Here is a 26,729-nt window from a genome sequence, read left to right as displayed (position 1 = left end):
GGATCAAGAAGTCGGGAGGAGAAGCGAACACGCCGATGACGACTTTGTCCTTTCAGGTTGCCCGGTTCGATTTTCCCGGCGGACCGCGGATCTTTGCCCGGCCGGCCGCCGAGCTCGTCGCCGAAACCCCGGAGGAAGTTCCGGCCGTCCTCGCCGCCGTCGACGCCGCCCGCCGCGCCGGCCGATGGGCGGTCGGCTTTCTGACCTACGAAGCCGGGGCGGCGTTTTGGCCGAACCTGCCTCTTCCGCGCGCGGAAGAAGGGGGGGCGGCGCGCCTCCCGTTCGCCTGGTTCGGCCTTTTCGAAAGCGACGGAAGGGACCGCGCCGGCGTTTTGCCGGCAGACGGAAGGGCGGGAAACGGCCCCGGACCCCGCGGCGGAGCGCCGGCCGTCTCCGGCGCCGCCCCCTCCGGGATGCCGCGGGAAAAAGAACCGGCCGCCGGCGGGGCGCCGGCCGAAGACGCGGCGGACGGCGCCCCGCCCCCGGAAGCGGACGAGGACTTCGTTGGGGTGGACGGCGGCATCGACGGGGAAGACGGCAGCTGGCCGGCGCTTCTTGCCGCCCTGGAGGCCGGATCGGCACCGGACGGGATGCCGTCGGAGGCGACCTGGGCGGCGTACCGGGCGGCGTTTTCCTCCTTGATCGCGGCGCTCACCCGGGGCGAGGCAGAAGTCGTGAATCTCACCTTCCGCCTCGCTCTGCCGCTTGCCGGTGCCGGGCATGCGACCGGCGATGACGGCGGCTTTTTCCGCCTCTACCGGCGCCTCCTTCGGCGGCAAGGGGCCGGCTACGGCGCGTTTTTGGATTTTGGCCGCCTGAAGATCCTCTCGGCGTCGCCGGAGCTTTTTTTCGCCTGGGACGGCCGGACGCTCGCGATGCGGCCGATGAAGGGGACCGCGCCTCGGGGGCGATACCCCGAAGAAGATGCCCGGCGGCGGGCGGCGCTTTTCGCCTCGGCCAAAGACCGGGCGGAACTTTTCCGGACCGCCGCCGGCATCGCCCGCGAGCTCGCCGCCCTGGCCGAAGGCGGCGCCGCCGGGGTCCGGATCGGGGAGCCGGTCCTCGAGGCCTACCCGACCGTCTGGCAGCTCACCGCGCCCGTCGAAGCGACGACGCGGCCGGAGGTGAGGCTTTCCGATCTCTTCCGGGCGCTTTTTCCGAGCGGGAGCATCGCCGGCATGCCGAAACGATCGGCCCTCGAAATCATCGGCCGGCTGGAGCAAAGCCCGCGGGGGATCTACACCGGCGCCATCGGCATGGCCGGCCCCGACGGCGCCGTGTTCAACGTCGCCATCCGGACCGCCGTCGTCGACGTCGGCGCCCGGCGGCTCCTCTACGGCACCGGAAGCGGCATCACCGCCCGTTCCGTCGCCCGGCGGGAATACCGGGAAGCGCTGCTTAAAGCGGGCATTTTGCTCCGGCCGGCCGCCCCGCCGCCGGCGCTCGTCGAGACGATGCGCCTCGAAGACGGGGCGGTGTTCCTCGAGGCGCTCCACCTGGCGCGTCTTTTTGCCTCGATGCGCCATTACGGCTTTCCGGACCGGACCGCCGACATCCGGAAGGCCCTGGAGGCGGCGAAACGCCGGCATCCGGCCGGCCTCTTTCGCCTTCGGCTCGTCGTTTTCCGAACGGGCGCCGTCACGGCCGACGCCGCTCCCCTCGGGGCGCCGTGGGACGACCGGCGGCGGCTTGCCCTCCTTCCGGCGCCGGACCTTACGGGGGCGGTGCTGGCCGTCCCGGCCCGGACGCCGATCGACGCGGATGACGACCGCTGGTGGCACAAACGGCTCGATCGGGCGCCGTACGAAGCCCGGTTGGCCGAAGCGGCGGCGACGACGGCGAACGCCGCCCTCCCGGTTCCATCCGGCGGCCTCGACGTCCTCCTCTGGAACGGCGCCGGGCGGCCGACGGAGCTTTCCCGCGCCAACCTCGTCGTCGAACGGGACGGGCACCTCTGGACGCCGCCCTTATCCGACGGCCTCCTCCCGGGCGTCTTCCGGGCCCATCTCCTCGCCGCCGGATTTGTCCGGGAAGCGCCGATGACATGGCGCGATCTTTGCACGGCCGACCGCCTCTGGGCGGTCAACAGCGTCCGGGGCTGGATGCCGCTTCGCCTGTGGGCGGGAGACGGAGATCGGCCTCGACCGTAAACCCGACGCACGCCCGGCGCGTCAGTCCCGGCGCGTACGGAGGCTTCCGAAGGGGCCGCGTACCTGCAAAATCCGCGCAACGTCCGTCCCGGCGCGTCCGGAAGTTTCGGCGCCGCGTCAGCCGCCGCGGAGCTCGACCGCGGTCGCCGCCGCCGGCGCTTCGGCGAGGATGCGCGCTCTCAGACGCCTGAGCCGATCCGGCGGCGTCGGCTCGGTGCCGGCGATCTCGGGGGCCATCACCCCCGGAGCGGGCCGATACGCCTGCAGGACGAGTCGGGGCACCGGCCCGATCCAGCGCACCGCCCGCAGGATGGCCTCGTCCTCGTGGAGTTTTGGCGTCACCGTGATCCGGATTTCATAAGGGACGCCGCTTTCCCGGAGGACGGCCGCCGCCGTCCGGACCCGCTCCGGCGCCCGGGGATCGGGCGCATAGCGACCGTATCGTTCGGGCGCATCTTTGACGTCCATCGCGACGAAATCGACGAGCCCGCGGGCGAGGAGGTCCGCGAGCGCGTCCGGCCGGTCGCCGGCGGTATCGAGCTTCACCCGGTAGCCGAGCGCCTTGACGGCGGCGAGAAAATCCGGAAGGTCCTTCCAGAGCGTCGGCTCGCCGCCGGTGACGGCGACGCTTTCCAGCCGCCCGCGGCGCTCCGCGAGCAGGCGGAGCGCCGTCTCGGGAGGCATTTTCGGCGGCCGAACCCGCTAGAGGAGGGCGTTGTGGCAAAACGGACAGCGGAAGCGGCACCCGCTCGTAAACACCGTCGCGGCGAGGTGGCCCGGATCATCGAGGAGCGAAAGCGGCAAAAGATCGTAAAACATCGCTTTCATCGCCTCCCGTCGTTCTGTCGTCCGCGCCGCGACCCTTCACCGCGCCGAGGCGGGAAGTTCCGGCCGAAAGACGAGCCGCTCGGCAAACTCCTGCCGCTTTCCGTCGTTCCACCGCCGGACGGGCCGGTAGTAACCGACGACGCGGCTGTAGACTTCCGTCGGACGGCCGCAGTGCGGACAGGTCGGCACCTCCCCGGGAAGGTAGCCGTGGGCATCGCAGACGGAAAAGGTCGGCGTGAGCGTCACATACGGAAGCCGCGTCGTCTCGAGCACCGTCCGGAGCAGCTTTCCCGCCGTGCGGCCGTCGGGAAGCGCCTCGCCGAGAAAGATGTGGAACACCGTTCCCCCAGTATATTTTTCCTGCAGCGGCTCTTCGAGGGCGATTTGCTCGAACAGATCGTCCGTCGCCCCGACGGGAAGCTGCGTCGAATTCGTGTAGTACGGCGCTTCCGGCGTGCCGGAGGTGACGATGTCCGGGTAGCGGGACCGATCGATCCGGGCGAGGCGATACGACGCCCCTTCCGCCGGGGACGCCTCGAGGTTGTAGAGATTCCCCGTCTCCGCCTGAAAATCTTGGAGCCGCTCCCGGATGAAATCGAGCACCCGGGCGGCGAAGGCGACCCCTTCCGGTTCGAGGAGGGAAGGGAGGCCGAGGTTGAGAAGCGCTTCGTGCATGCCGATGACGCCGATCGTGCTGAAGTGATTTTGAAAATAACCGCCGCTTTCCCGCCCGCCAACGGGACGCCCGCCGGCCTCCGGCTCCGTCAAGGCGAGAAAAAGCCCCGGCGCCCCGCCGCCGGACCCGACCCCGGGCCCGGTCCCGACCCCGGCGTCGGCGCCGTCGCCCGGATCCCCGGCCGGCGCCAGATGGCGCAGATAATGGCGCGTATACGGATACAGCCCCGCCGCCATCCACCGCTCCAGGGCCGCCCGCTTTCGCTCCAGGCTGTCCTTGGCCAGCTCAAGGAGCCGCTCGAGCCCCCCGAAGAACGCCTCCGGCGACGTCGCCCGGTAGGCGAGCCGCGGCAGGTTCAGCGTTACGACGCCGATGCTTCCCGTAAGCGGATGCGCGCCGAACAGCCCCCCGCCCCGGCGCCGGAGCTCCCGATTGTCCAGCCGGAGCCGGCAGCACATGCTACGGGCGTCCTCCGGCCGCATGTCCGTGTTGATAAAATTGCTGAAATACGGTGTGCCGTATTTGGCCGTCATGGCGAGGATCGCCTCGACGACCGGGCTGTCCCAGGGAAAATCCGGCGTCACGTTGTACGTCGGGATCGGAAAGGTAAACACCCGACCCGCCGCGTCCCCCGCCATCATCACCTCGGCAAACGCCCGATTGAGCATGTCCATCTCCCGCTGAAACTCCCCGTAGACCCGGTCCGTCCGCCGCCCGCCGATGATCACCCGCTCCTCCCGCAGCATCGGCGGGACGACGAGATCAAACGTGAGGTTCGTAAACGGCGTCTGGAACCCGACCCGCGTCGGCACGTTCAGGTTAAAAATAAATTCCTGCATCGCCTGTTTGACGTCTTCGTACGACAGGCCGTCGTAGGCGATAAACGGCGCCAGGTAGGTGTCGAAGTTGGAAAACGCCTGGGCGCCGGCCGCCTCCCCCTGAAGCGTGTAAAAGAAATTCACGACCTGCAGCAGCGCCGTCCGGAAGTGCTTCGGCGGCCGGCTCGCGATCTGCCCCGGAACGCCGCCGAAGCCGTGGAGGAGGAGATCCTCCAGGTCCCAGCCCATGCAGTAGACCGACAGGGAATTGAGATCGTGCAGGTGAAAGTCGCCGCCGACGTGGGCCTCCCGGATCGCCGGCGTGTACACCCGCTCGAGCCAGTAGGCGGCGGACGCCGCGCCGGAGAGGTGCTGATTGAGCCCTTGCAGCGAGAAGGCCATGTTGCTGTTTTCCCGGACCCGCCAGTCCCGCTTCGTCAGGTAGTCGTCGATGCGGGCGAGGACGTCCATCCCCATCCCTCCTACAAGTAGTGTTTCCAAAGATTTTGGGACACCACATCTAGGATAGCCCCGGGCCGCCGCCGCGGACAAGGTCGGAACGCCGCGGGTCAACAAAGATTTGAATTCACCGTCTATTTTTGCCGTAGCCCCGTTGTTTACGCTGCCGATGAGGGTTAATCCTTCGCCCGGGACACGGTTTTGTGCCGACCCGGAAAGGGCGGATCCGGTATGCTGGGGGCGAGAGGAGGGCATCCGGATGCCTTTTGACGAACGGCCGTTTCTCGTCTTCTGGGAGCTGACCCGCGCCTGCCTGCTCCGCTGCGCCCACTGCCGGGCCGTCGCCCAGCTCGAGCGGCATCCGGGAGAGCTTTCGACCGACGAAGGCCGCCGCCTGATCGACGCCCTCGTCGACCTCGGCCGGCCGAGGGTCATCCTCACCGGCGGCGATCCGCTGATGCGCCCGGATTTTTTTGACCTGGTCGACTACGCCGTCCGGCAAGGGCTTTCCGTCTCCGTGACGCCGAGCGTCACGCCCAAAGTGACCGAAGACGTCATCCGAAAGGCGAAGGCCGCCGGCATCGCCCGCTGGGCGGTGAGCTTGGACGGCGCCACCGCCGACGTCCACGACGGGTTTCGCGGCGTCCCGGGGACGTTCGACCGGGCCCTTCGCCTCCTCGGGTGGCTCAAGGCCTACGGCCTGCCGGCGCAGGTGAACACGACCGTCACCCGGCGAAACGTCCACCAGCTGGAGGCGATCGCCGAGCGCATCGCCGACTACGACATCGTCCTGTGGAGCGTCTTCTTCCTCGTGCCGACCGGCCGGGCCCGGATGGAGGAGATGCTCGACGCCCGGGAGACGGAGGCGGTTTTTGCCCGCCTGTACGCCCTCGATCAGACGATGCCGTACGCCATCAAGACGACGGAAGCGCACCATTACCGGCGGTACGTCCTGCAGCAAAAGGCTCGGGAGCTCGGCCGGCCGGCGTCGACGCTTTCGTTCCAGGCGTTCGCGCAGAGGAAGCGGGCCGGCCAGGGCGCCGTCGACGACGGGATCGGCCGGGCGCCGGACGGCCTGAGGGACGGCGCCGGCGTCGTCTTCATCTCCCACATCGGTGACGTTTTCCCGAGCGGCTTTCTCCCGGTCAAGGCCGGAAACGTCCGGGAGGCGCCGCTCGGGGAGATCTACCGCCGGTCGCCGGTGTTCCGGGCGCTCCGGAATCCGGACGGCTTCGGCGGCAAATGCGGCGTGTGTGACTTCCGCCACATCTGCGGCGGAAGCCGCGCCCGGGCCTACGCCGTAAGCGGCGACATGCTCGCCGCCGAGCCGACGTGCGCGTACATCCCGCCGGCGTGGACCCGACGGATCGCCGAGCAAAAAGCCGGCGGCGCCCGGTAGGCATCCGAAGGTCCGGTCCACTCGCCGTCGCCTTCGGCGCCCTCCCCGCCCGGGCGACGGATCGGGACGGCAAGCCGGCCCCCGCGCGCTCGCTTCGGATTTCTCGCCGAGCTGGCGTTAAGCGCCTCCCGAGAGGCCGACCGCTTCACCCGCTACGGCGCCTTCGGCCATACGCCGTGCGACTATCCGCTCCGCCTGTCCCTGTACGGGTTCATCTTTCAAACCGTTCGAATTCACCCGGCGCCGCCAAAACACACCCCCGCCCGAATCGGGCGGGGGTGTTACCGTTCGGAGACGACGACGCTCACGCGGTCGACGGGAATAAGCGGCGACGGCGCGCCGACCGCGTAGAGCACCGCCGCATGTTTGGCCCGCATGAGGAGGGTGTAGAGGAGTTTCCGATCTTCCGGCTCGCCGTAGCGCCGGCTTGAGACGTCGAAAAGAAGCACGGCATCGAATTCGATCCCCTTCGCCAGCGCCGCCGGCATGAGGAGCACCTTGCCGCGGAGCTCTCGCGTCCCGGCGTAGACCCGCTGGTACGGCACCCGGCGGTCGAGGTACGCCTCCGCCGTCTCGCACTCCCGCTCCGTGCGGCAGAGGACGGCGATCATGCCGTGGCCGGCCTGAAGGAGCCGGGCGATGTCCTCCGCGAGCGCCCGGGCGAGGGCGGCGTGATCGGGGACGACGACGAGCCGCGGCGGCGGGCCGTGGCGAAGCTCCGCCCCTTCCGGCACCGGCACGCCCAGCACGGCGGCGGCGAGCGCCTGAATTTCCGCCGTCGAGCGGTAACTCGCCGGGAGCGTCTTCATGTCCAGCGGCCCCCGGCCGGCGTAGGCGGCGCCGAGCCAGTCGACCGAGGCCGGATCGAACACCGTCGGCCGGGGAAGGAGCGCCTGCGCCCGATCGCCGAGGAACATCCAGCGGGCCTTCGGAAACAGGGTCAAAAGCCAGAGGACCTCCGGCGGGGCGTAGTCCTGCGCTTCGTCGACGACGACGAACCGGACGGCCGAATCTTCGCCGGCGCCGGTGAGGGCCGTCTTGACGTAGGCGGCGGCCACGGCATCTTCGAAGGCGAGGGGGCGCCGGGTGAGCCGATCGGCGACGTGGGCCTGAAGGCTTTGGAGAAACGCCCCGTCGAGACCGGTTTCCGCCTGAAAGGCCCGCCACAGCTCGGCGTACCGCTCCGGCTCGGCGAACAGCCGGCGGTACGTCGCGACGGCGTCGACGAACCCGAACGCCCGGATCGCCTCCCGATGGGCCTCGGCCCGGCGCCGGACGATCCAGCGCCGGAGCGCCCGCTCGTACGTCTGATCGAAATCCGACGGCAGTTCGTCCGCCCGCCGGAGGAGCCGCTCGTGAATCCGCCGGGCGACGGCCGCCGGAACGGCGTCGAGGGCGAAGTCGACCCACGTCGCCATGAGCATCGCCTCCGCCCGCCGGGCGAGGGCCCGCTCAAGGAGTGCCCCGAGCCGGCGAACCCACGCCGGGTCGCCTGAGCCGTACACCCGCCGGGCCAAGCGGCGGATCATCTCCCCCGAAAACCAGGTCGCCTCCTCATCGCCGATCGGCCGGAAGACGAGATCGTCCGGCCCGAGCGACCGGACGAAGGCGGAAAGCAGGCGGGCATAGGCCGGCGACGAGAGTTCGGCGTCGATCCGGCGCCGGAGCGCCCGGCGGGGGTCGTCCGTCCCCCCCTCGAGGAGGTACTCCAGCTTCTCAAACGGCGCCTCGATCGCCTCGCCGCCGAGCACCGCCTCGATCCGCTCAAAAAGCGTCGTCCGGCGGACGTTCGTCTCGCCGAGCTCCGGCAGGACGAGGCCGATGTATTCGGTAAACAGGGCGTTCGGCGAGAGGATGAGGATGTGCTCGCTGGAGAGGGTCGACCGGAAATGGTGCAAAAGATAGGCGACGTGCATCAGCGCCACCGACGTCTTGCCGCTCCCGGCCGCCCCTTCCACGAGGAGGACGCCGTAGTCGTCCCGGCGAATGACGGCGCTCTGCTCCTTCTGGATCGTCTCCACGACCGCCCGGAGGTGCGGCGCTGCCGGCCGGGCGAGGATGTCGGCCAAAAGCTCGTCGCCGGCGGCGACGCCGGTGAGGTCGACCATCGCCTTCAGGGCCCGCTGGCGGATGATGAACTGCCGTTTGAGCCCGAGGTGCCCCCGCACCGGCCCGTCCGGGGCCCGGTAGGCGGCCGGGCCGACGGCCGCCTCATAATAGAGGCTCGCGATCGGCGCCCGCCAGTCGACGACGAGGTCCGCCTCGAGCTCCTCATCGTAAAACGCCCGCAGGCCGAGGTAGACGGTCACCGGTTCGCCGCCGTCCGGCGCGAAGTCGATGCGGGCGAAGTATGGCTTTTGCATCATTTGGACGAGGCGCTCAAGATCTGCCGCCGAGGCGCCGAGGCGGGCCCGAAGCTCTTCGACGATGGCCGCCTGCTGGGCGATGTCGGCGTAGCTTTCCAGGAGGTCGTCCGGCGTCGAGACGTCGAGGGAGATGTCCTCCCAGAAGTCTTCCGCCACCCGCTCGTGAGCGCTCTTGATGCCGCCGGAGGCGGCCGACAGGCGCTCGATGTGCCGCTGAATCCGCCCGACGACGAAGGCGAGGTGCTTCGTCTCTTCTTCCCAGGCCGGATGGCCGGTGCCGGCCGCCCCGCCGTCGCCCGCCGTCGCCGCGAAGGCCGCCGGAAACCGGTCCTTCGGGGCGTCTTCCTGCCGGCTCATGCCGCTCCCTCCGGAGGCGAAAGCAGCGCCCGCACGTACGCCTCGGCCTCAAACGGCTGCAGGTCGTCGATCCCCTCGCCGAGACCGACGAGCTTGACCGGCAGGCCGAGCTGTTCCCGGACGGCGACGGCGACGCCGCCTTTGGCCGTCCCGTCCAGCTTGGTCAGCACGATGCCGCTCGCCCCGGCGACCTCCCGGAACGCCTTGGCCTGAAGGAGGGCGTTCTGTCCCGTCGTCGCATCGAGGACGAGGAGCACCTCGTGCGGCGCTCCCGGCACTTCCCGGCCGGCGACCCGGACGATCTTGTTCAGCTCGTTCATCAGGTTCACCTTGTTCTGCAGGCGGCCGGCGGTGTCGCACAGGACGAACTCGAACCCTTCCGCCTTCGCCTTCTGGATCGCTTCGTAGACGACGGCGGCCGGATCCGACCCGGGCGCCTTGGCGACGACCGGCACGCCGGAGCGCTCGCCCCAGATCTGAAGCTGCTCGATCGCCCCCGCCCGAAACGTGTCACCGGCGGCCAGAAGCACCCGGTGCCCGGCCTGCGCGAGCCGGTGGGCGAGCTTGCCGATCGTCGTCGTCTTGCCGACGCCGTTGACGCCGACGAAGACGTACACCGTCGGCGGCGCCTCGGCCGTGGCGAGGTCGACCGCGCCGCCGGCGAAGCGCTTTAAAAGGAGCGCCTCCAAAAGCGGCCACGCCGCCGGCGGATCGGCGATCTTCTCCCGCCGCACCGCCTCCCGAAGCTCGTCGACGAGCGCCATCGCCGTCTCGACGCCGACGTCGGCGGCGATGAGGGCTTCTTCCAGCTCTTCGTAAAACGCGTCGTCCAGTTTGCCGCCCCGGCGAAACAGCCCCGCCAGGCGCCCGCCGAGCGCCTGACGGGTCTTGGCCAGGCCGTCGTGAAACGATCGGCCGATCGTCTCGAGCGACGCCTTGAGACGACGAAACAGGCCCATCGTCTCCCTCCTTTCCGTTTCTTCCCGCCGTTTCTTCCCGCGGACCGAGGCGCGGCCTGCGTTTCCATGCGCGTCCGCGGTCAACCCGAACGCCGGCCGGCGCCGGCGGCCCGCTCCGCATCCTCCAGCGCCACGGCGATGAGCCGGCTCGCACCGCTTTTATCCATCGTGACGCCAAAGAGGGCGTCGGCGACGGCCATCGTCCCCTTGCGGTGGGTGACGACGATCCACTGGGTCGTGTCCTTTAGCGTTTGCAAATACCGGGCAAAGCGCTCCACGTTGGCCTCGTCGAGGGCGGCGTCCACCTCATCGAGGAGGCAAAACGGCACCGGCCGGACCGAAAGGGCGGCAAACAGAAGGGCGATCGCCGTCAGCGCCCGCTCGCCGCCGGAAAGGAGGCTCAGGCGCTTGGTCCGCTTTCCCGGCGGCCGGGCTTCGATCTCGATCCCGGCGACGAGGGGATCGCCGTCCTCCAGCCGGAGGTCCGCTTCCCCGCCGCCGAAAAGCGCCCGGAACGTCGCCCGAAACGCCGTCCGGATCGCCTCCACCGCCTCAAGAAAGCGCGCTCGCATCGCCGCGTCGATCTCGGCGATGAGGGTTTTGAGCTTCGCCTCGCCCGCCCGCAGATCCTCGATCTGGGCCCGGTAGAACGACAGGCGTTCCTCCAGCTTTCGCGCCTCTTCGATCGCGGCGACGTTGACCGGCCCGAACGCCTCCAGCGCCGCCGTCCGCTCCGCGAGCGCCGCCCGGGCGGCGGCGGCTTCTTCCGGATCGAGCGGCGGATGAAGCGCCCGGGCCGCCTCGAACGTCAGCCGGTGCCGCTCGCCGAGGAGACGGAGGTTCCGGTCGAGGGCCTCGCCCGCCCGCGCGAGGCGGGCCTCGGCGTCCGCCCGGGCCGTCCGGGCCTCGAGCACCGCCGCCTGCGCCGCCGACCGGGCGAACGACGCCGCCTCGAGCCGGGCGCGGAGCGCCTCCTTTTCAGCGTACCGCGCCGCCTTCGCTTCCGCAAGGGCAGCCTCCCGGGCCCGGGCCGCCTCCAGCGCCGCCGCGAGCGCCCGGGCGCGCCCGTCCATCTCCGCCGCCTCCCGCCCGAGCGCATCCAGCGACGCCCGGGTCCGGCGGACGTCGGCGTCGAGGGCCGCCGCCCGGGCCTCGGCCGCCGAGCGGGCCTCGGCGAGGGTCTGAAGGCGCGCTTCGGCCCGGGCGATCGCCACCTCGAGCGCCTGGCGGCGGTCCCGCCGCGCTTCCGCTTCGGCCCGGAGCGCCTCCGCCGCCGCCTCTTGGTCCCGGAGCATCTTCAGCGCTTCCTCCGCCGCCGACCGAAGCGCCGCCGCCCGCCGGGCGGTCTCCTCGGCGGCCGCGCGCAGCTCCGCCGCCTCCGCCCGAGCCACCTCGACCTCGGCCGCCGCCCGGGCGACCGCCTCCCGGCCGGCGGCAAGGCGCCGGGCCGCCCGGTCCCGGTCGGCCTCCGCTTCCCGGAGCGTCGCCTCGGCCGTCTCCAGGGCCGCCGCCGCTTCTTCCGCCGCCGCCCGAGCCGCGTCGAGAGCCCCCCGCCGGTCCGCGAGGGCGGCGTCGGCCGCCGTCAGCGCCCGTTCCGCCTCGGCGCGCTCGGCCTGAAGCCGCCGGAACGCCTCCCCGCGGACGGAAAACGGCCCGCCGCGCCGCCGCCGGTCGACGCCGCCGGTGACCGAGCCGCCCGGCGCGATGAGCTCCCCGCCGACGGTGACGATCCGGTAGCGGTAGTCCAGGGTTCGGGCCGCCGCCTGGGCGACGTCGAGGGTGCGGACGACGAGGACGTTCCAGAGAAGATAGCGCCGGACGACGTCGTAGCGGCCGTCGGCCTCGAGGAGCTCCGCCGCCGGGCCGATGACGCCGTCCAGCGCGCCGGCGAGCGCGCGGAGCGCCTCCGGCACCGGCCGCGCCCGGAGGACGGAAAGGGGCAGAAACGTCGCCCGCCCGAGGCGCCCTTCCTTCAGGTAGCGGATCGCCGCGTGGGCCGCCGCCTCATCGTCGACGACGATGTCAAAGGCGCCGGCGCCGAGCGCCACGTCAAAGGCCGTCTCGAGGCCGTCCGGGACGCGAAACAGGAGCGCCACCGGACCGTGGATGCCCGAAAGGCGCCCGCTCCGGGCGGCGGCCATCACCGCCCGGGCCCCTTCGGCCAGGCCGAAATCCGCCTGCGCCGCCTCAAACGCCCTAAGGGCCGCTTCCCGCTCGGCGAGGCGCGCCGCCGCCGCCGCCCGGGCCTCTTCCGCCTGCCGGGCCGCCCGCCGGGCTTCGGCGAGGGCCGCCCGGGAAGACGTCGCCGCCCGCTTTTTTGCTTCCACCGCCGCCGCCGCTTCCCGGACCGCCGCCTCCGCCGCCTCGAAGGCCTGAAGCGCTTCCGCTTCCTCTGCCCGGGCGCGGGCCGCCTCCTGTTCGATCCGCCCGAGGGCCGCCGCCGCCCGGGAGGCGGCCGCCCGAAGGCGCCGCGCTTCCGCCTCCGCCTCCGTCGCCGCCGCCAGCCGATCGAAGTACGCCGAGCGGAGCGCCTCCAGCGCTTCGGCCGGATCGTCCGGGGCGGCCGCCGAAAGCTCGGCCGCCGCCGCCCTCAAGCGATCAAGCTCGGCTTCGGCGGCCGCTGCCTCCCGGGCGGCGGCGGCGGCCGACGCGGTCGCCGCCGCCTGCTCCTCCCGGAGCGCCGCAAGGCGCCGCTCGAGCGACGCCCGCTCCCGCCCGAGGGCCTCCGCCCGCGCCGTCGCGACGGCCTGATCCCGCGCCAGCGCCTCGGCGGAGCGGACCGCCTCGAGGTGATCGGCGTCCAGGGCGGAAAGCTCCGCCTCCAGCGCCTCGAACGCCGCCGCCAGGCGCCCGGCCTCCGCCTCCGCCTCCGCGAGGCGCTCTTCCGCGGCCCGTTCCGCCGCTCGCGCCCGCTCGGCGGCTTCCCGGGCGCCGTCCCGCGCCGCGAGGTCCGCCTCGATCGCGGTGACGAGAAGCGCCCGCTCGAGGGCTTCCGCCTCCGCCTTGAGGGCGAGGTACGCCTCCGCCCGTTTGGCCTCCGCCTGAAGCGGCGGAAGGCCTTCCGCCAGCGCCTCGTAGACGTCCTCGACCCGCGCGAGGTTGTGGGCCGTCTCCTCGAGCTTTCGCTCCGCCTCCTTGCGGCGGGCCTTGTACTTCGCGATGCCGGCCACCGTCTCGAACAGGGCCCGGCGCTCTTCCGGCCGCTGGGACAAGACGGCGTCGATCTCCCCCTGGCCGATGATGAACGCCGCCTCCCGGCCGAGGCCGACGTCGACGAGGAGCGCCTCGATGTCCTTGAGCCGGACCGGCGTCCCGTTCAGCAGGTACTCGCTTTCTCCGGTGCGAAAAAGACGCCGGGTGACGGCCACCTCGGCGTAATCGACGGCGAGCTCGCCGCCGGCGTTGTCGAGGACGAGGCTCACCTCGGCGACGTTCACCGGCCGGCGGCCCTCGCTTCCGGAGAAGATGACATCGTCCATCTTGCCGCCCCGAAGGCGCTGGGCACTCTGCTCGCCGAGCACCCAGCGGACGGCGTCGACGAGGTTCGACTTGCCGCTTCCGTTCGGCCCGACGACGGCGACGATCCCCGGCCGAAACTCGATCGTCGTCCGCTCGGCAAACGATTTGAAACCGTAGAGCTCGACCCGTTTTAAATGCACCGCATCCCCTCCCCGCCTCCGGTCCCGGGCGCCGAGGCGAAAGGCGGCGCCGGCGCGCCGAAGGTTGAGCGGCGCCTTGGGCCGGCGGTTCAGGCGGCGCGGCCCAGGGCGCCCCGGTCGGGGCGGTGCCGAAGCTTTGATGCCGGCGCTACACCAGCACGCCGAGCCGCCGGAGGGCCTCCAGGGCGGCCTTCTGCTCCGCTTCTTTCTTCGACCGTCCGACGCCCTCGCCGAACGCCTCGCCCTCGATGACGACCCGGGAGACGAACTCCCGGTCGTGGGCGGGCCCCCGTTCGGCGACGACCTCGTACTGGATGTGCACCGCCCCTTTTTGCTGCAACCACTCCTGGAGCGTGCTCTTGTAGTCGAGGTGGGCTTCGATCGCGCCGTTTTCGATGCGCGGCACGAGGTGATGCTCGAAAAAGCGGACGACGCCGTCCAGCCCCTGATCGAGGTAGAGGGCGCCGACGAACGCCTCGAACACGTCGGCGAGGAGGCTCGGCCGGTCCCGGCCGCCGGAGAGGTCCTCCCCCCGCCCGAGACGGATGAGGGGCGGAAAGCCGAGGGCCCGGGCAAACGTCGCGAGGGACGCCTCGCAGACGATCATCGCCCGGCGCTTCGTCATCTCCCCCTCCGTAAGCGGCGGCACCTTCCGGTACAGGTAATCCGACACGACGAGTTCCAGCACCGCGTCGCCCAGAAACTCGAGCCGCTCGTTGTCCTCCTCGGCTTTGGCTCCGGCGTCGTGGACGTACGAGGCGTGGGTAAAGGCGACCACAAAAAGCTCCGGCCGGCGCACCGAAAGACCCAGCGCGGCGAGATGCCGCGCCAGGGCCTCCGGTCCCTCCCACCGCCGCTCGCTCACGGCGCCACCCCTTCTTTCGCCGTTTCGACCGTCGGGCCCGGGTCGTAGCGCTTCAGGACGAGGACGGCGTTGTGGCCGCCGAAGCCGAAGGAGTTCGACAGCGCCACCCGGACGTCGGCCCTGACGGCGACGTTCGGCACGTAGTCGAGGTCGAGCTCCGGATCGGGGTCCGTCAGGTTGATCGTCGGCGGGATGATCCCCCGGGCGATGGTGAGGGCGGTCGCCACCGCCTCGACGCCGCCGGCGGCGCCGAGGAGGTGCCCGATCATCGACTTGTTGGAGCTCACCTTGAGCCGGTAAGCGTGCTCGCCGAAGACCGCCTTGATCGCCTGCGTCTCGGCGAGGTCGTTGTATTCCGTCGACGTGCCGTGGGCGTTGATGTAATCGACGTCTTCCGGCCGGAGGCCGGCGTCCTGAAGCGCCAGCCGCATCGCCCGGGCGGCGCCCTCCCCTTCCGGCGCCGGCGCCGTCAGGTGGTAGGCGTCGGCCGAAAGGCCGTAGCCGGCCACCTCGGCGATGATCCGGGCGCCGCGGCGCTCGGCAAACTCCAGCGCCTCGAGGACGACGACGCCGGCGCCCTCGCCCATGACGAAGCCGTCCCGACCGCGGTCGAACGGCCGGCTCGCCGCCTCCGGCGCGTCGTTCCGCGTCGAAAGCGCCTTCATGCTGGTAAAACCGGCCAGCCCGAGCGGCCGGATCGCCGCCTCGCTCCCGCCGGCGATCATCACGTCGGCGATCCCGCGGCGGATCATCTCCGTCGCCTCGCCGATGGCGTGGGTCCCGGAGGCGCAGGCGGTGACGACCGTCGTGTTCGGCCCTTTGGCGCCGAAGAGGATCGAGACGTAGCCGGAGCCCATGTTGGCGATCATCATCGGCACGAGAAACGGGCTCACCCGGCGGGGCCCCCGCTCCAGGAGCGCCCGGGTGTTTTCCTCCAGCGTCGCCAGCCCTCCGATGCCGGAACCGATGATCACCCCGACCCGCTCGGCGATGTCCGGCGTGATCTTAAGGCCCGCGCCTTCGAGGGCCATTCGGGTCGCCGCCACGGCAAACTGGATGAAGCGGTCGACCCGACGGGCCTCTTTTTTGTCCATATAGGCTTCCGGATCGAACCCCTTGACCTCCGCGGCAATGCGGGTGGGGAAGTCCGACGCATCAAACGCGGTGATCGGGCCGACGCCGGAGCGGCCGGCGACGAGGTTGTTCCAGAACGTCTCGACGTCGTTCCCGATCGGGGTGACGACGCCGAGCCCGGTGATGACCACGCGGCGCCGCACACAATCCCTCCTTCGCGCGGGCCCAAAAAGAAAGGCCCGGTTGGCCGGCTTGCGGGAGCGGGACGCCGGCCAGCGAGCGCTCTGTCCCCAAAAGGCGAGCGCCTTTGCCGTCAAACGGCGGACGATCTCGCCCGGCAACGGGCGTGCATCTCGCCCGGCAACGGGCGTACATCTCGCCCGGCGACGGGCGCGCCACCCGCCGAAAAAAAGGGCGAGGCCGCCGGCGTCGATCGCCGCCCTCGCCCTCCGATGCCGGCCCCCGCGGACCGCGCCGGGCGGCGGTTACGCTTGGCGGGCCCGGATGTAGTCCAGAACGTCCTGAACCGTGTTGATCTTCTCGGCGTCCTCGTCGGAGATCTCCATGTCGAACTCCTCTTCGAAGCGCATGACGAGCTCGACGAGATCGAGGGAGTCGGCGCCGAGGTCGTCCTTAAAGGACGCCTCCGGCGTCACCTGGGCTTCGTCGACGCCGAGCTGTTCGGCGATGACGGTCCGAATCTTTTGCATGAGTTCGTCGCTCACCGGCGACACCTCCCGAATCGCATTATAGCACGAACCGACGGCCGGCATGAACGCCGCCGGCCCAGCCCCGGCCGGCGTGCACGCAAGCGGCCCAAGCGCCTTCCGGCGGCAAGCGGCCCTACGACGGCATGTTCATCCCGCCGTCGACGCCGAGGACCTGCCCGGTGATGTACCGGGCCCCTTCGGAGACGAGGAAGCGGACGGCGTGGGCGACGTCTTCCGGCGCCCCGAAGACGCCGAGGGGAATGCGCCGGATGAGCTCCGCCTTGACCGCCTCCGGCAGCGCCTCGGTCATGTCCGTCGTGATGAAGCCCGGCGCCACCGCGTTCACCGTGATCCCCCGGGAAGCGAGCTCCAGCGCCGCCGCCTTCGTGAGCCCGATGAGGCCGGCCTTGGCGGCGACGTAGTTCGCCTGGCCGACGTTGCCGAGCCGGGCGACGACCGAGGCGATGTTGACGATCCGGCCGTAGCGGGCCCGCATCATCGGTCGGGCGGCGGCCTTCGTGAGGTAAAAAGCGCCGGTGAGGTTCGTCCGGAGCACCTCGTCCCAGTCGTCCGCCTTCATTCGGACGAGGAGCTGGTCTCGGGTGATGCCGGCATTGTTGACGAGGACGTCGAGCCGGCCGAACGCCTCGAGGGCCGCCTCGACCGCCGCCTCCGCCGCCTTAGGATCCCGGACGTCCAGGGCGATCGGCACGGCCCGGACGCCCCGGGCCTCCGCCTCCCGGGCGACGGCTTCGGCAAGGTCGGCGTTTTTGGCATAGCCGAGGACAAGATCGAAGCCGTCCTCGGCCAGACCGAGCGCGACGGCCCGCCCGATGCCCCGGGAGGCGCCGCTCACCAGGGCGACCCGCCGGCCGCCGGCCTCCCGCGGCCCATCCGCGCGGTTCACCGCATCACCCCCTTTCCGGCGCCCGTTCGGCCAAAAGCCGCTCCAGCCCCTTGAGGTCTCCGGCGGAATCGACCCGAACCTCCGGCGCGATGCGGCGGATGAGCCCGGCAAGGACGCCGCCGGGACCGAATTCGACGAACCGCCGGACGCCCCGGGCCACCATGAAGCGGACCGAATCCGTCCAGCGGACCGGCCGCATGATCTGTTCCGCGAGCCGCTCGGCGATCGCCGCCGCATCGAGGACGTCCGCCGTGACGTTGTCGACGACCGGCACGGCCGGCGCCCGAAAGGCGACGGTCGCGAGGACCGACCGATACGCCGCCGCCGCCTCCGCCATGAGCGACGAGTGGAACGGCCCGCTCACCTTGAGGCGGACAAACCGCCGGACGCCCCGCTCCCGGAGGGCCGCCTCCGCCCAGCGCAGGCCCGCCTCGGTGCCGGAGAGGACGAGCTGCCCCGGGGCGTTGTCGTTGGCGAGCTCGACCCGCTCGCCGGCCGCTTGAAGCGCGGGGGGGAACTCGGCGAGCACCGCCTCGATGAGCGCCGCGTCGGCGCCGAGGACGGCCGCCATGCCGCCCGTCCCGCCGGATGCCGCCATCAGCTCCCCCCGGCGCCGGACGAGGCGGACGCCTTCCTCATAGGCGAGGGCGCCGGCGGCATAGAGGGCGGCGTACTGGCCGAGGCTGTGGCCGGCGACAAACATCGGCGCCTCTTCGATCCCCCGGGCGGCGAGGGCCTCCCGGTAGAGCGTCCAGAGGACCGCCCCGGCGACGAAGAGGGCCGGCTGGGCGTTTTCCGTCGCCCGAAGGACCTCCTCCGGCCCGTCGAACATGAGCCGGGAGAGGGAAAATCCGAGGGCGCGGTCGGCGGCGTCAAGCATCTCCCGGGCGCGCTCAGAGGCGGCGTAGACGTCTTTGAGCATCCCGACCGTCTGGGACCCTTGCCCGGGAAAGACGTACGCCACGGTCATCGGATCCCGGCCTCCGCCGGCGCCTCCCGTCCCGCCGCCCCTTCCCGCCCGGGCTTCACCGCCGCCGTCCATTCGACGATCGCCGCTCCCCACGTGAGGCCGGCCCCGAAGCCGACCATGAGCACCTTGTCGCCGGGCCGGATTCGCCCGCTCCGGACGGCTTCGTCGAGGGCGACCGGAATCGACGCCGTCGACATGTTGCCGTACCGGTCGAGGTTGACGATCACCTTCTCCGGGGGAAGCCCGAGCCGCTCCCGAGCCGATTCGATGATGCGGAGGTTCGCCTGGTGGGGAACGAGAAAGTCGAGCGCCTCCTTCCGGAGCCCCGCCTTGACGAGAACCGCCTCCGACGCTTCGTCCATGATCCGGACGGCAAACTTGAACACTTCCCGGCCGTTCATCTTGAGAAAGTGGAGCCTCTGGTCGACCGTCTCGTGGCTCGCCGGCCGCCGGGAGCCGCCGGCCGGAAGCTCGAGGAGGCAGCCGCCGCTCCCGTCGGAGCCGAGGGTGAAGGCCTGAAGGCCGCCGGAGACCACCGGGCCCATGACGACGGCGCCGGCGCCGTCGCCAAAGAGGACGGCCGTCGAGCGGTCCTCCCAGTCGACGATGCGGGACAGCGTCTCGGCGCCGACGACGAGGACGAACCGGTAGGCGCCGCTTTCGATGAACTGGGCCGCCGTCGCCACGGCATAGATGAAGCCGGAGCACGCCGCCGCGAGGTCGAAGGCCGCCGCCCGCCGGGCGCCCAGGCGATCCTGCAGGAGGTTGGCCGTCGAGGGAAACGCGGTATCGGGCGTGATCGTCGCGACGATGATGAGGTCCAGCTCCTCCGGCGCCACGCCGGCCGCCTCCAGCGCCCGAAGGGCGGCCGGATAGGCAAGATCCGACGTCGCCTGTTCCGGCGCGGCGATCCGCCGCTCCCGGATGCCGGTCCGGACGCGGATCCACTCGTCGCTCGTGTCGACCATTTTTTCCAGATCCAAATTCGTCAGCACCTTTTCCGGCACGTAGCTGCCGGTGCCGAGGATGCCGGCTTTCGGCATCGTCATCGCTCCCTTCGTCCCCATCCGGCGCCCTGCCCGTAGGGGCGCCCCCGGCCGGACCCCACTTCCCTCCTAAGGTCCACTCCCGTCCCCGGGCTCCCCTTCGGCGTCGCCCGCCCCCGTTTCTTCCTCCGCCGCCCGACCTTCTCCGGCGTCCGCCCCGTCCTCTTCCCGCCCGAGGGCCGCCGCGAAGGCGATGCCGGCGGCGCTTTTGGCGACGGCGATCGCCTGGGCGATCGCCTCGGGGCCGCTCGCGCCGTGGGCCTTGATGAGGGGCCGTCGGAGGCCGAGAAGCGGCGTCCCGCCGTAGGCGGCGTAATCGAGCCGGTCCTTTAAGGCCCGAAGCTCCGGGAGGAGAAACATCGCCCCGAGCTTCGCCCGAAGACCGGAGCGAAAGGCGTCTTTCAAAAGCGCCAGGACGAACGCCGCGGCGCCTTCCGTCGCCTTGAGGAAGACGTTCCCCGTAAAGCCGTCGGTGACGACGATGTCCGCCGCCCCGAACAGGACGTCCCGCGCCTCGACGTTGCCGACGAAGCGGATCGGCGCCGCCTCGAGGAGCGCGTAGGCCGCCTTGGCGAGAGCGTTTCCCTTCGTCTTTTCCGCCCCGACGTTCAAAAGCCCGACCGACGGACGCTCCCAACCGAGCACCGCCTCGGCGTACCGGACGGCCAACAGGGCGTGCTGCCTGAGGTGTTCCGGCCGGGCATCGGCGGAGGCGCCGACGTCGACGACCATCACCCCCCGTCCGCCCGCGGTCGGAAGCACCGGGGCGAGGGCCGGCCGAAGCACTCCCGGAAGGCGACCGAGGGCAAACAGGCCGGCCGCGAGGAGCGCCCCCGTGCTCCCGGCGGAGACGGCGGCATCGGCGGCGCCGTCCCGGACGAGGCGGACCGCCTGAACCAGGGTGCTCTCCGGCTTCGCCCGGACCGCCTTGACCGGCTCCTCCTCCGGATCGATCCGCTCCCGGGCCGGGTGTAGGACGAGCCGGCCGGCCGCCTCCAGGGCCGGGGCGCTTTCCCCGAGGTGCGGCCGGATCGCCGCCGGCGGTCCGACGAGGACGACCGAAAGGGCTTCGTCCTCTGCAAGCGCCCGAAGCGCTCCGGCGACGACCGCCCCCGGCGCCCGGTCACCGCCGAGGGCGTCAACGGCGATGCGCACGACCCATCCCCTCCGCTTCTCCGGTGAACTCCTCCGCCCGGAGGAGCGCCACCCGAAAGACGCCGGTAAAGACGGGTTTTCCGCCCACCGCCCCTTCCACCCGGACGACGCGACGGTTCGGCTTCGGCCGCTCGACGACGGTGGCGACCGCTTCGACCGTGTCGCCGAGGGTGACCGGCGCGAGGTAGTCGATCTCCGCCCGGCGGGTCAGCGCCGCCGGCGCCGGGGCGACGGCGATCGCCAGGGCGTTCGCCTGAGCGAAAAGGACGTGGCCCCGGGCGATGCGAGAGCGGCGAAACGTGTGCACCGGCGTGATGGTGAGCGTCGACGCCGCCCGCCGGTCGAGCTCGAGGGCGACGAGGGTGCCGATGAATTCCTCCTCGGCCAGCGACGTGACGTTTTGAAACAGCCGCTCCGCCACCGCCCGCACCCGATCCCGCATCTCCGGGATGCCGAGGGCCGCCCGGTCGAGGCGGATCGTCTGGACGCTCACGCCGAAATGCTCCGCCAGCGCTTCGTCGGTGACAAACGGGTTTTCCCGGAGGTAGGCCTGAAGGGCCGCCCGTCGGGCCTCTTTCGACAGGCGCATGGGGCCCCCTTTCCGCGGCCGCCGGCCCGGAGCCGGCGGCGCCGCTTATGACCTGGTGCTAAATTCGCCGCTGAAAAAAGGCGCCGCCGCGCCTTCGGCCCGTTCGGCCCGCCCGAAAGGCGGACGAGGCCGGCGGGCTTACTTGTCGAGGACCTGGCGCCCCTTGTAGTACCCGCAGTGCGGGCAGACGCGGTGGGAAAGCTTCCATTCGCCGCACTGCTCGCAGCGGACCATGTTCGGAAGTTCGAGTTTGTAGTGCGTCCGGCGCAGACGCTTCCTCCGCTTCGACGTCCGCCTGAACGGAACCGCCACCGGTGCCGCCTCCTTTCTGTTCGCCCCGCCCGGGCTACTTCCGCCCGTCCCAGAGGGTCCGAAGCGCCAGCCAGCGGGGGTCGATCGCCTCCGGCTCGCAGCCGCACGGACCCTCGTTCAAATCTTTGCCGCACGTCGGGCAGAGGCCGGCGCAGTCGGGCCGGCAGATCGGCGCCCACGGCAGGTGGACAATCGCGAGGTCCCGAAGCACCCGCTCGACGTCGATCTCCGCTTTCGCGACGACCTCCACCCCGGGATCGGCGTCCACCGCCTGCGTCGCTTCGGCCTCGCCGCCGGCCCTGGACCGCTGCTCCTTCCGGGAGCTGCCCCGCCGTCGCCCGATCGTCGGCGGGTCGTAGGCGAGGGCCGCCTCCGCCGGTCGAAAGCGCTCCTCGACGTCGACGTGGAACTCCGCCGTAAAGGGGTTCAAACAGCGGACGCAGGTGAGACGCGCCCGATACGAGAGCGCGCCGGTGAGGCGGACCTCCCCGTCCGCCCAGCGGGCCTCGCCGTCGAAGTGAAGCGGCGAAAGCTCCAAGACTTCCCGGATCGCCACCGGCCGCGGCGCCGGGACCGTCCCGGCGAGGCGGACGGGGCGGCCGGCCGCCTGCCGCGCCTCGGAAAAAGAAAGCCGCATGCGCCTCACCCCGACAATACGCGCTTATTATAGCGCCCCCCGCCCCGGGTGTCAAACGGGCCGATCCCGCGGTCCAGGGCGGCGCCGGCCCCGGCGGCAAGGCCGGTCGCCGGCCTCCGACCCACCCGGCGCGTCGAAGCGACGGCCACGCCGACGGCCTCGTTCCCGGGAGAGCGCGGCGAGATCCGTCGGAGCGCCGAAGCGACGGCCCGGCCGGCGGCCTCGGCCCCGGGCGACCGCGAAAGGGCGCCGGGCGGTCGCCGTCATCGGGCCGGGCCGGCCTGAGCGGGGGCGAACGCCGTCCGGAGGTACTGGAGCGCGTCGTCGACCGTCCGCACCGGCACGATCGTCAGCCCCAGGCGAAAGCGTTCGTTCGTCCGCCGGGCCTCCTCAACGTTGGAAGTCCGTCCCGCCTCCGGCGGATCGTCCGGGACGAAAAAGACGTCGGCCCCGGCCGCCGCGGCGGCGAGAACCTTGAGCGAAACGCCTCCGACCCGGCCGACCCGGCCGTCCAGGTCGATCGTCCCGGTGCCGGCGATCCGGTGGCCGTGGGTGAGATCTCCCGGGACGAGGCGGTTGATCAGGGCGAGGGTGAGCATCAGCCCCGCCGACGGCCCGCCGATCGGCTCGAGGTCGATCGTCACCGCGAGAGACGGCCGAACCTCCCGGGCGGTAAGGGGTTGGATGAGGCCGAGGCCCGGACGGCCGCGGCTCCCGGGAAACGGCGCGAGACGAACCGTTCGCTCCAAGGGCCGGCCCTCCCGCAAAATCCGCAGGCGGACGGGCGTCCCGGCGTCGCGGGAGGCCAGCCGCCCGAGCAGATCCTCGGCCGTCGGCGTCGGCACCCCGTCCACGGCGGTGATGACGTCCCCCGCGTTCAGAACGCCGTCGGCCGGCGAGCCCGGCACGACGCCGGTGACGAGGGCACCCCGGTTCTCGACGGCGATCGGCACGCCGGCCTTGCGAAAGGCGACGATGAGCGCCTCTTTTTCCGCCGCTTCCATGACCGCCTGCTGGCGGCTGAAATAATGGTCCACATCTTCGTGCGGAAAGAGGAGATCGTCCATCCGGACGATCTCCCGCGCCGGGCGGAACGCGGCCGCGGCCAGCCGGATCAGCGTCGCCCGGTCGGCCCGGACGGTCGTGAGATAAAACGTCCCGACCTCATCGTGGTAAGCGTCCTCGACGTGCACCGCCTCGTCGAGGGGGATCGCCGAACCGGGGAGCAGGATGAAGTACGGGAGCGGCCAGAGGGCCGCCGCCCCGCCGACGGCGAGCGCCAAGATCAGCCTGAGGACCGGCCGCACGTCCGGCCGGCGCGCCCGCCCGAGGGAGAGCATCATCCGACCCTCCCGAGGCGCTCGAGGATGGTCCCGATCGCCGCCCGGGCCGCCCGCTCGCCTTCGGCGATGATCGCCGAAACGTTTTGGAAGCTCAAGGGGCTGTGCTGCCCGACGGCCGGCGTGATGAGGATGTCATCCGGGTGAATCCGACCCTGGAAGATCTGGCTTTCCATGATGTCGATCGTCTGGAGGATGACCTCGTAGATCGACCGGATGCGCTCCGGCGGCGCCGGTTTGCGGGAGACGTCGACGCCGATGACGACGTCGGCGCCCATCGCCCGGAGGGCGGCCATCGGCACCCGGTCGACGACGCCGCCGTCGACGAGGAGCCGTCCCTGCCACTCGACCGGCTCGAAAATCCCCGGAATGGCCACGCTCGCGCGAACCGCGTCGGCGATCGGCCCCTCCCGAAGGACGACCGCCTCGCCGGTCAAAAGGTCGGTGGCGACGACGGCGGTCGGGATCGGAAGTTCCTCGAGCCGCCGGTTTTTGGTCAGAAGCGCCACGAGCTCCCGAACCCGCTCCCCTTTCAGGAGGCCCAGCCTCGGCACCGTGTAGTCGACGAGAAGGCTCCGGCGCAGGTGTTCGGCGAGCTTGATCAGGTAACGAAGCTCGATGCCGGAGGCGTACGTCACCGCGACGACGCTCCCCATGCTCGAACCGGCGAGAAAATCGATCGGAATGCCGTACTCTTCCAGAACCTTGAGGACGCCGAGATGGGCAAACCCGCGCACCCCGCCGCTCCCGAGGGCGAGACCGACTTTGGGCGCCATCGCCCGCCTCCTCCGAAAGTCGCTTTTTCCGCCCTTTTGCCTTTCTTGCCTCATTGTAGCACAACCGCCGCCTCCATCCCGGTCTAACCCGAGCGGACGGGCGGTATACATGGGGGTGAAACGGAGGCCAGGGGATGCGCGCACGTTCGATCCGAAACGCCGCCGTCGTCGCCGCCGTCGCCGGCGCCATCGCCGCCTTCCTGGCACACCCCGGCGTCGTCTTTCACGCCGCCCGCCGCGGAGCGGAAATCTGGGGCACGGTCGTCTTCCCGGCGACGCTGCCGTTTTTGATCCTCGCCGAGCTCAGCCTCGGCCTCGGGATTCCCCACTTTTTCGGCGTGATGCTGCAGCCGATCATGCGCCCCCTCTTCCGCCTGCCGGGATCGGCAAGCTTTGCCCTCACCGTCGGCCTCGCCTCCGGCTATCCGATGACGGCCCGCCTCGCCGTCCGCATGCGGGAGTCCGGCGCGCTCACCCGAACCGAGGGAGAGCGGCTCGTCGCCTTTGCCACGACCGCCGACCCGGTCTTCCTCACCGCCGCCGTCGCCGTCGGCTTTTTCCACGCCCCGGCCTACGCCGCCGTCCTCGCCTCGGTCCACTACGGGACGGCGATCGCCCTCGGGATTTTGTTTCGCTTCTACGGCGATTGGGGGGACGAGCGCGTCCCGTCGGCTGCGCCGCGAACGCCGGGCGAGCTCCTCGCCCGGGCCTTTCAGGCGATGGACGCCGCCCGCCGGGCCGACGGCCGTCCCTTCGGCCGGCTCCTTTCCGACGGCGTCGAAGGGGCGCTGGCGACGACGTTCCTCATCGGCGGGCTCCTCATCTTTTTTTCCGTTTTGATGGCGCTTCTGGAAGCGGCCGGGGGGATGGCCGCCCTCGTCGGCGTCGCCGCCTTCGCCGGAAGCCTTCTCGGCCTGCCGGAAGCCGTCGCCCCGGCCCTCGTTCGAGGGCTTTTTGAGGTCACCCTCGGCGCCGAAGCCGCGGCGGCGGCCCCGGTTCCGCCGGAGGTAAGCCTTCAGGCGGTTTCGGCGATCCTCGCCTGGGCGGGAGGATCGGTGCAGGCGCAGGTCGGCGCCCTCATCGCCCGCTCGGACCTCCGCTTCCGGCCCTTTTTCTTCGCCCGGATCCTGCACGCCGTGCTGGCGGCCGCCGTCTTCCGCCTCGTCTGGCGCTTCTGGGCCCACCTGAACCCGGAACTCGCCGCGCCTGCGCCGGCCGTTTTTGCCGTGGCGCCGCCCCTGCCGCCCCCGGCGGTCGCCCTTGCCGCCGGAGAACGCCTCGCCGTCGCCGGGGCGCTCCTCATCCTCGCGAGCGGCCTCGTCCTCGCCGTCACCGCCCTGACGGCCGCCGCGGGGCGGTGGCGCCGAAGCCGGCCGGAGGCTTGACGGCCGCCGGCGCCTCGCCGCGGTCGGCCGGCGGGGGCGCCGCCTTCCGGCGGTAGGCCGGCACGATCTCCCGCCAGGCCAGCGCCGCGTCGGCCAAAAGCACCGCCCCGGAAAAGACGAACACCGCCCGCATGCCGAAAAGGCCCGAGACGGCGCCGCCGACGATCGGGCCGACCATGTTGCCGAAAAACGTCGCGCTGTTCGCCAGCCCGTACGTCCGGCTCTCCATCCCCGCCGGCGCCTTTTCCCGGATGAGGGCGTTGATCGACGGCATGAGGCCGCCGGCGGCCAGGCCGAAAAGGAAGCGGGCGACCATGAGGCCGCCGACGCTTTCCACCAGGGCGTGCAAAAACATAAAAGCGCTCCCGGCGACGAGGCTGCCGACGAGCACCCGCTCGCCGCCGAACCGGTCCGAAAAGCGTCCGAGCACGGGCGAGGCGAGCATGTTCGCCACGCCGGTCATGCCCATGACGACGCCGGCCCAGAACGCCGCCCCCTCCTCTTTCCCGAGGAGGGTTTCCGTATACAGCGCGAGGACCGGCATCAGGGCGACGAGGGCGAACTGGACGAAGAGGCTTGAAGCAAAGAGCGCCGGAAGCGGCCGGGTCGCGAGGATGCGGGCGGCGTCCCGGCGAAATCCGCCCCCCGCCGGCCTGGCCGCCGGCGACGGGCGGTTCGTCTCCCGGACAAAAAAGAGGACGATCAGCGTCGCGAACAATAGCGCCCCGCCCGTCACCCAAAAGAGCGCCCGAAAGCCGATCCGGTCCGCCAAAAGCCCGCCCAGGGCCGGCCCGAGAATCGTGCCGGCGACGCCGCCGGACTGGAGCACGCCGAGGGCGGTGCCGACCCGCTCCCGGGGGGTGTTCGTCGAAACGAGGGCGATCGACGCCGGGATAAAGCCGGAGATCATGCCGTTCAAAAACCGGAGCAAAAGGAGCTGCTCCGGCGTCTGGACAAACCCCATGAGGCCGTTGGCGATCGCCATGCCGAACCCGGAGCGAAGGATCATGAGTTTCCGCCCGTAGCGGTCGGCGAGGTTTCCCCAAAGCGGCGCCACGAGAAGCGCCGGCAGGAAGTTGACGCCAAAAATAAGGCCGGTCCAAACGTGCACGTCCCGCGCATCGCTCAGACCGAGCTCTCGGGTGAGAAGAAACGGCAAAAAGGGCATGATCTGGTTCATGGCCGCCAAGACGAGAAACTGGGCCAGCCAGAGCACCGCGAGATTCCGCTTCCAGACGTCCATCGGCGTTCATCCCTTTCTGGAAGCATTATATTTCGCTTCGCGAAATTTT

Annotated in this window: 22 protein-coding genes; 3 read left to right on the top strand and 19 right to left on the bottom strand. The window is 71.2% G+C overall.

All coding sequences use genetic code 11. The features are described 5' to 3' along the window. Positions 1-35: 35 nt before the first annotated feature. Complete coding sequence (locus SA87_RS04825) at positions 36-2,150, top strand: chorismate-binding protein (protein WP_066199952.1); 2,115 nt, start codon at positions 36-38, stop codon at positions 2,148-2,150. 117 nt (positions 2,151-2,267) lie between these two features. Here the strand turns inward: SA87_RS04825 and SA87_RS04820 are convergent, their stop codons facing one another. The 3 genes from SA87_RS04820 to SA87_RS04815 are packed head-to-tail and all read right to left on the bottom strand — an operon-like array spanning position 2,268 to position 4,943. After that, positions 2,268-2,834: a radical SAM protein gene (locus tag SA87_RS04820; RefSeq protein ID WP_066441755.1), complete on the bottom strand. Its 567-nt coding sequence runs from the start codon at positions 2,832-2,834 to the stop codon at positions 2,268-2,270. Between the two features lie 18 nt (positions 2,835-2,852). Further along, positions 2,853-2,978: a hypothetical protein gene (locus SA87_RS14230; protein ID WP_281180921.1), complete on the bottom strand. Its 126-nt coding sequence runs from the start codon at positions 2,976-2,978 to the stop codon at positions 2,853-2,855. Between the two features lie 36 nt (positions 2,979-3,014). Further along, complete coding sequence (locus SA87_RS04815; protein WP_066199949.1) at positions 3,015-4,943, bottom strand: ribonucleoside triphosphate reductase; 1,929 nt, start codon at positions 4,941-4,943, stop codon at positions 3,015-3,017. 247 nt (positions 4,944-5,190) lie between these two features. Here SA87_RS04815 and SA87_RS04810 point away from each other — a divergent pair, with 247 nt between their 5' ends. Then, positions 5,191-6,330: a TIGR04053 family radical SAM/SPASM domain-containing protein gene (locus SA87_RS04810; RefSeq protein WP_066199946.1), complete on the top strand. Its 1,140-nt coding sequence runs from the start codon at positions 5,191-5,193 to the stop codon at positions 6,328-6,330. Between the two features lie 281 nt (positions 6,331-6,611). On the opposite strand, the gene helD is transcribed toward SA87_RS04810, so the two are convergent. The 15 genes from helD to SA87_RS04725 all read right to left on the bottom strand — a co-directional run bounded on the left by helD (position 6,612) and on the right by SA87_RS04725 (position 24,052). Further along, positions 6,612-9,053: an RNA polymerase recycling motor HelD gene (helD, locus tag SA87_RS04805; protein WP_066199943.1), complete on the bottom strand. Its 2,442-nt coding sequence runs from the start codon at positions 9,051-9,053 to the stop codon at positions 6,612-6,614. Continuing rightward, positions 9,050-10,012: a signal recognition particle-docking protein FtsY gene (gene ftsY / locus SA87_RS04800; protein ID WP_066199939.1), complete on the bottom strand. Its 963-nt coding sequence runs from the start codon at positions 10,010-10,012 to the stop codon at positions 9,050-9,052. Before ftsY ends, helD begins: the two co-directional genes overlap by 4 nt. A gap of 80 nt (positions 10,013-10,092) precedes the next feature. Then, positions 10,093-13,671, bottom strand: a complete 3,579-nt coding sequence (smc, locus tag SA87_RS04795; protein WP_066199934.1) for a chromosome segregation protein SMC — start codon at positions 13,669-13,671, stop codon at positions 10,093-10,095. 148 nt (positions 13,672-13,819) lie between these two features. Beyond that, positions 13,820-14,536, bottom strand: a complete 717-nt coding sequence (gene rnc, locus SA87_RS04790; protein WP_409359811.1) for a ribonuclease III — start codon at positions 14,534-14,536, stop codon at positions 13,820-13,822. Further along, a complete protein-coding gene (gene fabF / locus SA87_RS04785; protein ID WP_066199932.1) occupies positions 14,533-15,813 on the bottom strand; it encodes a beta-ketoacyl-ACP synthase II in 1,281 nt (426 codons plus the stop codon). The genes rnc and fabF overlap by 4 nt, the downstream gene beginning before the upstream one ends. Before the next feature lie 282 nt (positions 15,814-16,095). Then, positions 16,096-16,320: an acyl carrier protein gene (gene acpP, locus SA87_RS04775; protein ID WP_245637654.1), complete on the bottom strand. Its 225-nt coding sequence runs from the start codon at positions 16,318-16,320 to the stop codon at positions 16,096-16,098. Between the two features lie 133 nt (positions 16,321-16,453). Continuing rightward, positions 16,454-17,227, bottom strand: a complete 774-nt coding sequence (gene fabG, locus SA87_RS04770) for a 3-oxoacyl-[acyl-carrier-protein] reductase (RefSeq protein WP_066199921.1) — start codon at positions 17,225-17,227, stop codon at positions 16,454-16,456. A 4-nt stretch (positions 17,228-17,231) separates the two neighbouring features. After that, positions 17,232-18,197, bottom strand: a complete 966-nt coding sequence (fabD, locus tag SA87_RS04765; protein WP_066200274.1) for an ACP S-malonyltransferase — start codon at positions 18,195-18,197, stop codon at positions 17,232-17,234. After that, positions 18,194-19,240: a beta-ketoacyl-ACP synthase III gene (locus SA87_RS04760; RefSeq protein WP_245637649.1), complete on the bottom strand. Its 1,047-nt coding sequence runs from the start codon at positions 19,238-19,240 to the stop codon at positions 18,194-18,196. The genes fabD and SA87_RS04760 overlap by 4 nt, the downstream gene beginning before the upstream one ends. Positions 19,241-19,312: 72 nt before the next feature. Further along, complete coding sequence (plsX, locus tag SA87_RS04755) at positions 19,313-20,398, bottom strand: phosphate acyltransferase PlsX (RefSeq protein ID WP_066199916.1); 1,086 nt, start codon at positions 20,396-20,398, stop codon at positions 19,313-19,315. Then, entirely contained in the window at positions 20,382-20,987 is a 606-nt protein-coding gene (fapR, locus tag SA87_RS04750; RefSeq protein ID WP_066199913.1) for a transcription factor FapR, read from the bottom strand. The genes plsX and fapR overlap by 17 nt, the downstream gene beginning before the upstream one ends. A 138-nt stretch (positions 20,988-21,125) precedes the next feature. After that, a complete protein-coding gene (gene rpmF / locus SA87_RS04745) occupies positions 21,126-21,299 on the bottom strand; it encodes a 50S ribosomal protein L32 (RefSeq protein WP_066199911.1) in 174 nt (57 codons plus the stop codon). Between the two features lie 34 nt (positions 21,300-21,333). Continuing rightward, a complete protein-coding gene (locus SA87_RS04740; RefSeq protein ID WP_066199908.1) occupies positions 21,334-21,936 on the bottom strand; it encodes a YceD family protein in 603 nt (200 codons plus the stop codon). Between the two features lie 263 nt (positions 21,937-22,199). Next, positions 22,200-23,276, bottom strand: coding sequence for a YlbL family protein (locus SA87_RS04730; RefSeq protein ID WP_066441080.1), 1,077 nt, complete (start codon positions 23,274-23,276; stop codon positions 22,200-22,202). Continuing rightward, positions 23,276-24,052 (bottom strand): patatin-like phospholipase family protein, encoded by a 777-nt coding sequence (locus tag SA87_RS04725; protein ID WP_066199902.1) that lies wholly within the window; start codon positions 24,050-24,052, stop codon positions 23,276-23,278. Before SA87_RS04725 ends, SA87_RS04730 begins: the two co-directional genes overlap by 1 nt. A gap of 134 nt (positions 24,053-24,186) precedes the next feature. Between SA87_RS04725 and SA87_RS04720 the strand changes: the two genes are divergently transcribed. Then, the gene (locus SA87_RS04720; RefSeq protein ID WP_066199899.1) at positions 24,187-25,437 is read left to right on the top strand and encodes a nucleoside recognition domain-containing protein; all 1,251 of its coding nucleotides are present in this window, start codon (positions 24,187-24,189) and stop codon (positions 25,435-25,437) included. Here the strand turns inward: SA87_RS04720 and SA87_RS04715 are convergent. Further along, positions 25,382-26,680 (bottom strand): MFS transporter, encoded by a 1,299-nt coding sequence (locus SA87_RS04715; RefSeq protein WP_066199896.1) that lies wholly within the window; start codon positions 26,678-26,680, stop codon positions 25,382-25,384. The genes SA87_RS04720 and SA87_RS04715 overlap by 56 nt on opposite strands. Positions 26,681-26,729 lie beyond the last annotated feature (49 nt).

The organism is Hydrogenibacillus schlegelii, assembly GCF_001653195.1.
Taxonomy (GTDB): Bacteria; Bacillota; Bacilli; order Thermicanales; family DSM-22653; genus Hydrogenibacillus; species Hydrogenibacillus schlegelii.
This window is presented reverse-complemented; position numbering and strand designations above follow the sequence as displayed.

What these genes read in the sequence shown, in the direction of transcription:
- SA87_RS04825 (WP_066199952.1), top strand. Translation starts at nt 36, where the DNA reads ATGACGACTTTGTCCTTTCAGGTTGCCCGGTTCGATTTTCCCGGCGGA.
- SA87_RS04820 (WP_066441755.1), bottom strand. Translation starts at nt 2,834, where the DNA reads ATGCCTCCCGAGACGGCGCTCCGCCTGCTCGCGGAGCGCCGCGGGCGG.
- SA87_RS14230 (WP_281180921.1), bottom strand. Translation starts at nt 2,978, where the DNA reads ATGAAAGCGATGTTTTACGATCTTTTGCCGCTTTCGCTCCTCGATGAT.
- SA87_RS04815 (WP_066199949.1), bottom strand. Translation starts at nt 4,943, where the DNA reads ATGGACGTCCTCGCCCGCATCGACGACTACCTGACGAAGCGGGACTGG.
- SA87_RS04810 (WP_066199946.1), top strand. Translation starts at nt 5,191, where the DNA reads ATGCCTTTTGACGAACGGCCGTTTCTCGTCTTCTGGGAGCTGACCCGC.
- helD (WP_066199943.1), bottom strand. Translation starts at nt 9,053, where the DNA reads ATGAGCCGGCAGGAAGACGCCCCGAAGGACCGGTTTCCGGCGGCCTTC.
- ftsY (WP_066199939.1), bottom strand. Translation starts at nt 10,012, where the DNA reads ATGGGCCTGTTTCGTCGTCTCAAGGCGTCGCTCGAGACGATCGGCCGA.
- acpP (WP_245637654.1), bottom strand. Translation starts at nt 16,320, where the DNA reads ATGCAAAAGATTCGGACCGTCATCGCCGAACAGCTCGGCGTCGACGAA.
- fabD (WP_066200274.1), bottom strand. Translation starts at nt 18,197, where the DNA reads ATGACCGTGGCGTACGTCTTTCCCGGGCAAGGGTCCCAGACGGTCGGG.
- SA87_RS04760 (WP_245637649.1), bottom strand. Translation starts at nt 19,240, where the DNA reads ATGCCGAAAGCCGGCATCCTCGGCACCGGCAGCTACGTGCCGGAAAAG.
- fapR (WP_066199913.1), bottom strand. Translation starts at nt 20,987, where the DNA reads ATGCGCCTGTCGAAAGAGGCCCGACGGGCGGCCCTTCAGGCCTACCTC.
- SA87_RS04740 (WP_066199908.1), bottom strand. Translation starts at nt 21,936, where the DNA reads ATGCGGCTTTCTTTTTCCGAGGCGCGGCAGGCGGCCGGCCGCCCCGTC.
- SA87_RS04730 (WP_066441080.1), bottom strand. Translation starts at nt 23,276, where the DNA reads ATGCTCTCCCTCGGGCGGGCGCGCCGGCCGGACGTGCGGCCGGTCCTC.
- SA87_RS04725 (WP_066199902.1), bottom strand. Translation starts at nt 24,052, where the DNA reads ATGGCGCCCAAAGTCGGTCTCGCCCTCGGGAGCGGCGGGGTGCGCGGG.
- SA87_RS04720 (WP_066199899.1), top strand. Translation starts at nt 24,187, where the DNA reads ATGCGCGCACGTTCGATCCGAAACGCCGCCGTCGTCGCCGCCGTCGCC.
- SA87_RS04715 (WP_066199896.1), bottom strand. Translation starts at nt 26,680, where the DNA reads ATGGACGTCTGGAAGCGGAATCTCGCGGTGCTCTGGCTGGCCCAGTTT.